The organism is Streptomyces echinatus (assembly GCF_014203595.1).
In the GTDB taxonomy this organism is placed as follows: Bacteria; Actinomycetota; Actinomycetes; order Streptomycetales; family Streptomycetaceae; genus Streptomyces; species Streptomyces echinatus.
This window is the reverse complement of the sequence record NZ_JACHJK010000010.1, coordinates 45,733-54,479: the sequence shown is the minus strand read 5'-3', so window position 1 is coordinate 54,479 and position 8,747 is coordinate 45,733. Positions and strand designations below refer to the sequence as shown.

Here is an 8,747-nt window from a genome sequence, read left to right as displayed (position 1 = left end):
CAACGATGACCTCCGACACCCCCCAGACGCCCGAGCCCTCGCAGCCCTCCGCCTATGTCCACTACGCTCCCTTCGCCCACCTCACCGCCCCCAACGCCCCCCTCTACCGCCAGGTGATGCGGGCGTTTCTCGCCGCCAAGGAGCGGTTCGCGGTGCATCTGCGGCCGGAGGACGTGTACGCCGCCCTGGACGCGGGGGACCGGCCCGCCGACCTCGACGCGGTGACGCAGGCGCTGGACAAGCTCGTGGAGTGGGGCAACCTGCGGGCCGATCCGGACCACGCGCGGGTGACGGCGGTCGAGGACTTCTACCGCAGGCGGTTCATCTACCAGCTCACCCGGGCCGGTGAGGCCGCCGAGGCGGCGCTGGGGACGTATGACGAAGTGCTGGGGCGGCGCGGCGAACTCCAGGCGGTCGCGCTGCACGACATCGTGACGCAGCTGCGGGCGCTGCTGGTGATCGCCGCGGAGGACGAGCCCGACCCGGCCAAGGCGTACGTCGCCCTGTCCGTGCTGACGGCGCGGTTCACCGACCTCGCCGACAACGCCCGTGCCTTCATGGGCTCGCTCCAGCGCACCATCGACCTGCACGACATCGAGGTGGAGGCCTTCCTCGCCTACAAGGACCGGCTGATCCAGTACCTGGAGCGCTTCATCCAGGACCTCATCACCCTCGGCGGGCGGATCGCCCTGCTGATCGGGGAGCTGGAGGAGCAGGAGCGGGTCGGACCGCTGCTGCGGCTGGCCGCCGCCCGCGAGGCCGCCGACGCCGCTCCCGAGGACGCCGAACGGGCGGAGGCGGTGGCGTACGAACGGTGGGCCGCGCGGTGGTCCGGGCTCGCCGAGTGGTTCGTGTCCGGAGAGGGGCGGGAGTCGCAGGCCAGACTGCTGCGCGGGCGGGCGCTCGGTTCGATCCCGCAGCTCCTGGCCGTCGTACGGCAGCTCAACGAGCGGCGGGCCGGACGCTCGGACCGGTCGGCCGACTTCCGCACCCTCGCGCGCTGGTTCGCCCAGGCGCCGGACGACGAGGCGCGGCACCGGCTGTGGCGCGTGGCGTTCGGGCTGCACTCCTCCCGGCACCTCACCGTCGACGCCGACACCCTCACCGAACGGGCGGCCGCCCCGGAGCCAGCCTCCACCCCGTGGAGCGAGGCGCGACCGCTCAGGATCAGCCCCCAGCTGCGCCGCACCGGCAGCTACGAACGGCGCGGCAGGCCGCGCCGGGTGGCTGACCGGGGCGAGGCCAAGCGCCGGCTCGCCGAGATCGCCGCCCGGCAGACGGAGGAGACCAGGCGGGCCCAGGACCGCCTCGTGACGGACGGACCGGTACGGCTGTCCCGGCTCGGTGGACTCGACCCGCACGCCTTCCAGCTGTTCCTGCGGCTGCTCGGCGACGCGCTCGCCACCTGGCGGCCGGGCACCATCACCACCGTCGCCACCAGCGGGGACGGTTCGATGGAGATCCGGCTGACCGCCCTCGACGACGGATCGACAGCCGAAGTACGCACACCCGACGGTGTGTTCAGCGGTCCCGACCACCTGATCGACATCGTCGACCTCACGGCGGGGCAGCGCGACCGCGCCGCCGCACCGGCATCGGCACCCGTTCCCCTCCCCGCCCCGCGACGGGACACCGCTCCCCAGCTCACGGAGGACCGATGAGCGGCCCCCTCGCCGAGGTCCTCGACGGCCAGCGGCAGGCCGACCTTCAGCAGGCCGCACGCGCCCTGCTGAAGGAACCGCTGCTCACCGCCGACGGACCGTACGCCGACGAGTTCCGGCTGGTGCGCCGGCACACCGCCGAGCTGCGGGATTGGTTCGAACGCAACGTCGGCTGGACGCTGCGCACGGACGCCGACGCCGCACGGCTGCGCAAGACGCCGGGCACTCTCACCGACGTCACGCACCCGGCGCGCGAGGCCACCCGGAGCGCCCTGCCCTTCACCCGCCGCCGCTACGTCCTGCTCTGCCTGGCCCTGGCCGCGCTGGAACGGGGTGAGTCGCAGGTGGCGCTCGGCCGCCTCGCCGAGCAGGTCGTCCTGGCCGCCACCGATCCCGAACTCGTCGCCGCCGGGATCACGTTCACTCTGGAGCGGCGCGACGAGCGCCTCGACCTCGCGGCCGTCGTCCGCCTGCTGCTGCGGCTCGGAGTGCTGCGGCGGGTCGCCGGCGACGAGGACGCCTACGTCAGCGGATCGGGCGACGTGCTGTACGACGTGCGGCGACGCGTGCTGGCCGGGATGCCCGCGTCCCTGCGGGGTCCCTCCATGGTCGAGGCCGAGGGCTTCGAGGAGCGCCTGGTGGAGATGACCGCGTGGACCGTGCTCGACAGCGAAGAGCTCAGATTCCGGGCGGTCCGCTGGAAACTGACCCGCATCCTCCTGGACGACCCGGTGCTGTACTACGACGACCTGACCGACGACGAACTGGCCTACCTCACCCGGCAGCGCGGCTTCATCACCGCCCGCATCAACGAGCTGACGGGACTCGTCCCGGAGGTCCGGGCCGAGGGCATCGCCATGGTCGACCCGATGGAGGACCTCACGGACGCACGCATGCCGGAACAGGGCACCCACGGTCACATCACGCTCTTGCTGGCGGGACACCTGGCCCAAGCGGGCGGGCCCGTGGAACCGGCGGAACTGGCGGCCCGCGTACGGGAACTGGCCGTGGAGCACGGCGGGTTCTGGTCCAAGTCGGCGAGGGAACCGGGCGCGGAGCCCGAACTCGTCGAGCAGGCGCTGAGCAAGCTGGTGGCGCTGGGACTCGCCGAGCGCACCGACGGGGGCGTCGTACCGCGGCCGGCCCTCGCGCGGTACGCGGTCGGCGAACCCGTGGTCAGAGAACCCGGACGGGCCCGCCGGGCCGCCACGACCGAGCAACCCCTGCAACCCGCGCAGCCCATGCAACCCGTGCAGCCCGTGCAGGACGAAAGGTGAACCGCCCCGTGACCGCGCTTCACGGCCCCGAGTCGCCCGGCCCCGCGCTGCCCGCTCCCACGCCCGGCCGGTGGCGGCCCCTGCGCATCGGACTCGTCGATCTCTTCCACTACGACGTCGAGGAGTTCTGGTTCCGCGACGGCCGGCTGCTGCTGCGCGGCAACAACGGCACCGGCAAGTCGAAGGTGCTCGCCCTCACCCTGCCGTTCCTCCTGGACGGCGACCTCTCCGCCCGCCGCGTCGAACCCGACGGCGACCCGGGCAAGCGCATGGAGTGGAACCTCCTCCTGGGCGGCGCGCACCCGCACCCCGAACGGCTCGGCTACACCTGGATCGAGTTCGGACGACTCGACGCCGGCATGGGCGAGGCGCACTTCCGCACGCTGCTGTGCGGACTCAAGGCGGTCGCCGGCCGCGGCATCGCCCGCCACTGGTTCGCGGTCACCGACCAGCGGATCGGTGCCGATCTCGACCTGCTGGACGCGACCGGTACGGCACTGTCTCGGGACCGGCTCGCCGAGGCCGTCGGCGGCCACGGCATGGTCTACGACACGGCGAAGGCCTACCGCAGGGCCGTCGACGAAGCCCTCTTCGGGCTCGGGGAGCGGCGCTACGGCGCTCTCGTCGACCTCCTGATCCAGCTGCGCCAACCCCAGCTGTCCAAACGCCCCAGCGAGGCCGCCCTGTCCCGGGCACTGACCGAGGCGCTGCCGCCGATGGACCAGGCGGTCGTCGCCGATGCGGCGGAGGCGTTCCGGTCGCTGGACGAGGAGAAGGAGGAACTGCGGGCGGCCCGCGAGGCCGAACAGGCGTCCTCGGCGTTCCTCGACCACTACCGCCGCTACGCCCGCCTCGCCTCCCGGCGCCGCGCCCGCCTGCCCCGCCGCGAACACGCCCGGTACGAGAACCTGCAACGGGAACTCGCCAGGGCACAGGCGGAGAGGGAGCGGGCGGTGGCGGACCGCGAGGAGGCCAGGGGGAGGGGCGCCGCCCTCGACGAGCGGGCCGCGCGGCTGACCGCCCAGGACGCCACGCTGCGGTCCCGGCCCGAGATGCGTGACGCCCGTGCGCTCGACCGGGCGGCGGAGGACGCCTCCCGCACGGCCGGAGAGCTGAAGCGGGCCGAGGCGGACCGGCGTACGGCGGCCGACGCGCACACCCGGGCCCTGGGCCGGCTCGCCACCGCGGACAACCGGCGCACAGCGGCCCGGGAGGCGCTGGACGGGATCCGGGACCGGGTGGCTGAGAGCGCCGCGGCCGCCCGGCTCGACATCCCCAGGACGGAGGGAGCCCCCGACGCGGTGCTGCGCCGGGAGGCGGACGAGGCGACCGCGAGCAGGCGGCGCGCCGTCGACCACGTGGCGGAGCTCGTCACGCGGGCCGAGCAGGCCGAGGAGCGGCACCGTGCCGCCCGGCTGCGCGCCGACGAGGCCGACGAGGAGGTCGTGTACGGGGAGGAGCGGCTGGCCGAGGCGGAGGAGGCCGTCACCCGGGCGGGGCGGGCCCTGGTCACAGCCGTGCGGGAGCGTCTTTCCGGGTGGGTCGAGTTGCGGGTGCCCGGGCTGCCTGCGGTCCTGGACGCCGTACAGGACTGGGCGAGTTCTTTGGACGGCCCGCTGCCGGCCCGCACGGCGGCGGGCGAGGCGCATCGCGCCGCCGCCTCCCGCCTGGCCGACCGGGCGGCCGGACTGGCCCACCGCGAGGCGGCGACGGCGGAGCGGCTGCGGCAGGCGATGGAGGAAACGACCGCCCTCGAAACGGGCTGGGAGCGCGGGCCCGTGGCTCCCTCGACGCGCACACCCGGCGTGCGGGACCGGGGCCCCGGCGCTCCGCTGTGGCGGCTCGTCGACTTCCGCCCGCACGTCACCGGCGCCGACCGCGCGGGACTGGAAGCCGCGCTGGAGGCGTCGGGGCTTCTCGACGCGTGGGTGCGGCCGGACGGCTCCGCGGCCGCGGCGGACGGACATGACGTACTGCTCGATCCGGTCGGACTGCTCGGCGGGACCGGCCTCGACCGCGCGCTGTGCCCAGCGGTCGACCCCGCGGAGGCGGGGGCCGCAGCCGTGGGGGAGGAGACGGTCGCGCGTCTGCTCGCCTCGATCGGGTTGGTCGCGAGCGACGGCGACAAGCCCGGCGAAGCCTCCTTCGAGGCCGGTGGCCACGACACCTGGGTCTGCGCGGACGGGCGCTTCCGCGTCGGGGCGCTCACCGGGAGCTGGGCCAAGGACAGCGCCCAGTACGTGGGGGAAGGAGCGCGGGAACAGGCACGCCGCGTCCGCATCGCGGAACTGCGCGCCGAGATCGACGGCCTGACGGCGGAGCAGGAACGACTGGCCGAGGAGTCCCGCGCCGTGGCCGGGAGCCGTGCCACGCTGGACGCCGAACTCGCCGCACTGCCTGGCGACGACGACCTGCGGCACGCCCACGCACGCGTCACCGCCGCCGCCGAGGCGGTCCGTCGCGCCCGCGCCCGGCGGGACGAACGGGCCGCGGAACTGGCTCCGGCGGCGGAGCGCGCCGAGCGTGCGACGGCCGAACTCGCCGACACCGCGGCGGCCCTGAACCTTCCCGCCGACCCCACGGCACTGGGCGCCGTTCGCCAGGCGCTCGCCGACCACACCGCCCTCCTGGCGGCCCTGTGGCCCGCACTGCGCGAACGCGCGGAGGCCGAGCGCGCGGTAACCGCTGAGCGGGAGGAGACCAGCCGGGCCGACGTCCTCGTGTCCGAACTCGCGGAGCGCGCTGCGGAGGCGGCTCGGGTGGCCGCGGCGGCGGACGAACACCTCGCGACGCTCCGCTCCACCGTCGGGGCGGCCGTCGCCGAGCTGCAGAGGCAACTGGAGGAGACGGCCGAGGCGGCCCGGGTCTGCGAGCACGAGCAGCGGCAGGCGCGGGAGGAGTACGGTGACGCCGACCGGCGGGCCAGCCGCGCCGAGGGACGCATCGAGCAGCTCGCCGAGGACGTCACCGAGGCGACCGCCGCGCGGGAGGAAGCCGTCGCGGCGCTCCAGCGGTTCGCCGCGACGGGACTGCTCGCCGTCGCGCTGCCGGACATCGATGTACCGGACGACGGCGCGGGGACATGGGCGGCGACCCCCGCCATCGCCCTCGCGCGGGCCGTGGAGTCACGGCTCTCCTCGATCGACGACACCGACGCGGCCTGGGAGCGCGTGCAGAAGCGGCTGAGCGAGGAGTTCGGCAGGCTCCAGGACGCGCTGTCGCGGCACGGCCACACCGCTACCGCCCGCCCGAGTGAGGACGGCATGAGGGTCGGCGTCGTCTACCAGGGCCGGGAACGGGCCGTGCCCGAACTCGCCGAGGCACTGGCCGTGGAAGTCGCGGAACTGACCCGCATCCTGTCCGCACACGAGCGCGAGATCCTCCAGACCCATCTGATCACCGAGGTCGCCGGGACGCTCCAGGAACTCATCGGGGCGGCCGAACGACAGGTGGCCGCCATGAACAGAGAGCTGGAGGAGCGCCCGACCTCCACGGGAATGAAACTGCGGCTGGTGTGGAGAGCATCCCGCCGGGCCCCGCAGGGACTGGCCCAGGCCCGCGAACGGCTGCGTCAGTCCGCCGACGCATGGTCGCCCGAGGACCGGGCAGCGGTCGGCGCGTTCCTCCAGGAGCAGATCGCCCACCGGCAGGCCGACGACAGCGCTGGCAGCTGGCTGGAGGACCTCACCGCCGCCCTCGACTACCGGTCCTGGCACGAGTTCGGCGTCGAACGCCACCAGCACGGCAAGTGGGTTCCGGCCACCGGACCCGCCTCGGGCGGGGAGCGGGTACTGGCCGCGTCCGTACCCCTGTTCGCCGCAGCGTCCTCCCACTACGCGAGCGCGGGCGGCGCGCACGCCCCGCGCCTGGTCACCCTGGACGAGGCGTTCGCCGGCGTCGACGACGACTCGCGCGCCAAGTGCCTTGGTCTGCTGCGCGCCTTCGACCTCGATGTCGTCATGACCAGCGAACGCGAATGGGCCTGCTACCCCCAGGTGCCGGGCATCGCCATCGCCCAGCTGTCCCGCGTCGACGACATCGACGCCGTACTGGTGACGCGGTGGGAATGGGACGGCCGCGAACGGCGGCGCGGCACGGAGCCTGGTGCCCGGGCGGACGCGTTCACGGCGGCCGCCGGTGCCGGCGACTCCGGCGAGGCGGCCGATGGACCGGTGAGTCCTTCCGGTGAGCCAGGGCGGGCCGTCGTCGACAGCTCCGGCGGCCAGGGGGCCCTGTGGACGTGACGCCTTCGGAGACCCCGCACGACCGCGACGGCGGCCGGACGGCGGCCGGACGCGCGACGCCGCCGACCGCCACCGTGGACGCGGTGCCGGCCGTGCCGCCACCGGCAAGAGCCCTGACCGACGTCGATACCGAGCGCCTCGGACGCCTGCTCGGCGATCCCGGGCTTGCCTGGTTCGTGGACCGCGTGCGGCAGCGCTTGGCACGTGGCCGGCCGCTGACCGGCTCCGTCACCTTGTCCGACCCCGATGAACCCCAACGCCGCGCCGCCGAACGCCTGCTGGGACGGGCACCACGATCCAGCGGCTCCCTCAGCATTCGCCTCGTCACCGTCGATGAGATCCTGCGTCGCTCCGGCGTCAGCCCCGACGGACTGGCGGCGGCCGTCGTCGCCCTCACCGGCCCGGTCGTACTCCACGCCGAGACACGGAACAGGGAGGAACGGGCCTGGGAGGAGGCGTACGCCCCGCTCGGCATCCTCGACGGGGAGCTGGCCCGCTGGGCCGAGCGGATCCGTGGTGACGGTCTCGTACGGCGCCTCGCCCGAACACCGGAGGCCGCGGGGCCCCTGGTGGCGGCCGCCGTGCGCGCGTTGCGTGCGCTGCCCGCGTCACCCCCGACCTCGCGGGCGACGTTCGCGGCACGGAACCTCTCGGGCGCCCATGCCCTGGACGAGGGGACGCCGCTCGCCACGCTCGTCCTGTCCGGCATCCGTTGCCTCACCGGCTTCCCCGACGGCTCCGGTGCGCAGTGGCGGCGGGAGGCGTGGGCCTCGGCGGGCCTGCTCAAGGACGACCTGTCATCGACCGTCCTCACCCTCAACCTGCGCGGTACGCCGGCCCTCGACTGGATGGCCGACACGGGGGAGCCAGCGGTGCTGACGCTCCGCTCCCTCACCGGTCGCGCACCGGTTGCCTCCGTTCCGACGCCGTGCAACGTCTATATCTGCGAAAACCCGGCGGTACTGTCCGGCGCCGCCAGTACTCTCGGCCCGGCGTGCCCTACCATGGTGTGCCTTCAGGGGCAGCCGTCGGCCGCCGCGCTCACCTTGCTGCGCGACCTGTCGATGCGGGGAGCTCACCTTCTCTACCACGGCGATTTCGACTGGGGCGGTGTGCGCATCGCCGCAGCACTGGCACGAAGCGTCCCTTGGCGGGCGTGGCGTTACACGGCCGCCGATTACCGAGCAGCAGTGACCGCCGTGGCCGAAGCCCCGGAACTGACGGGCCAGCCTGCCGCAACTCCCTGGGACCCGGCCCTGGCCATCGCTCTCACCGAGTGTGGTGTCCGGGTCGAGGAGGAAACGGTGTTGGACGACCTGCTCACAGACCTTGAACCGGGGTCCCGCTGATGCGTATGTGAAAGCGCAGCGGGCGCAGAATCGGACGAGTACCGAGTCAGAGCTCTGTCACCTCGGGAAAGTTCCGGGGACGTACGATATTGATTCGCGAGATGACCGGAGGCCTTTGGCCCGGCCGAAATCCCAGAGAAGTCCCACAGGCGCCGCCACCTCCCGTCTCGCCGCACGTTCATGCAGGTCAGTAGGGACGTGACGGCGCCTTTTTCT

4 protein-coding genes are annotated in these 8,747 nt (G+C 74.0%); all 4 read left to right on the top strand.

Features of this window, described 5'->3' with window-relative positions; genetic code table 11:
- Nucleotides 1-5: 5 nt before the first annotated feature.
- The 4 genes from FHS34_RS26230 to FHS34_RS26215 are packed head-to-tail and all read left to right on the top strand — an operon-like array spanning nucleotide 6 to nucleotide 8,531.
- Nucleotides 6-1,661, top strand: a complete 1,656-nt coding sequence (locus FHS34_RS26230; protein ID WP_184969713.1) for a TIGR02677 family protein — start codon at nucleotides 6-8, stop codon at nucleotides 1,659-1,661.
- The gene (locus FHS34_RS26225) at nucleotides 1,658-2,938 is read left to right on the top strand and encodes a TIGR02678 family protein (protein ID WP_184969710.1); all 1,281 of its coding nucleotides are present in this window, start codon (nucleotides 1,658-1,660) and stop codon (nucleotides 2,936-2,938) included. Before FHS34_RS26230 ends, FHS34_RS26225 begins: the two co-directional genes overlap by 4 nt.
- An 8-nt stretch (nucleotides 2,939-2,946) precedes the next feature.
- Nucleotides 2,947-7,182 carry a TIGR02680 family protein gene (locus FHS34_RS26220; protein ID WP_184969708.1) on the top strand — a complete coding sequence of 1,412 codons (4,236 nt, stop codon included), beginning with the start codon at nucleotides 2,947-2,949 and terminating at the stop codon, nucleotides 7,180-7,182.
- Nucleotides 7,179-8,531, top strand: coding sequence for a TIGR02679 family protein (locus tag FHS34_RS26215; protein ID WP_225817629.1), 1,353 nt, complete (start codon nucleotides 7,179-7,181; stop codon nucleotides 8,529-8,531). Before FHS34_RS26220 ends, FHS34_RS26215 begins: the two co-directional genes overlap by 4 nt.
- Nucleotides 8,532-8,747 lie beyond the last annotated feature (216 nt).

Excerpts from the sequence above, each read along its gene's own strand:
- FHS34_RS26230 (WP_184969713.1), top strand. The coding sequence starts at position 6 with ATGACCTCCGACACCCCCCAGACGCCCGAGCCCTCGCAGCCCTCCGCC.
- FHS34_RS26225 (WP_184969710.1), top strand. The coding sequence starts at position 1,658 with ATGAGCGGCCCCCTCGCCGAGGTCCTCGACGGCCAGCGGCAGGCCGAC.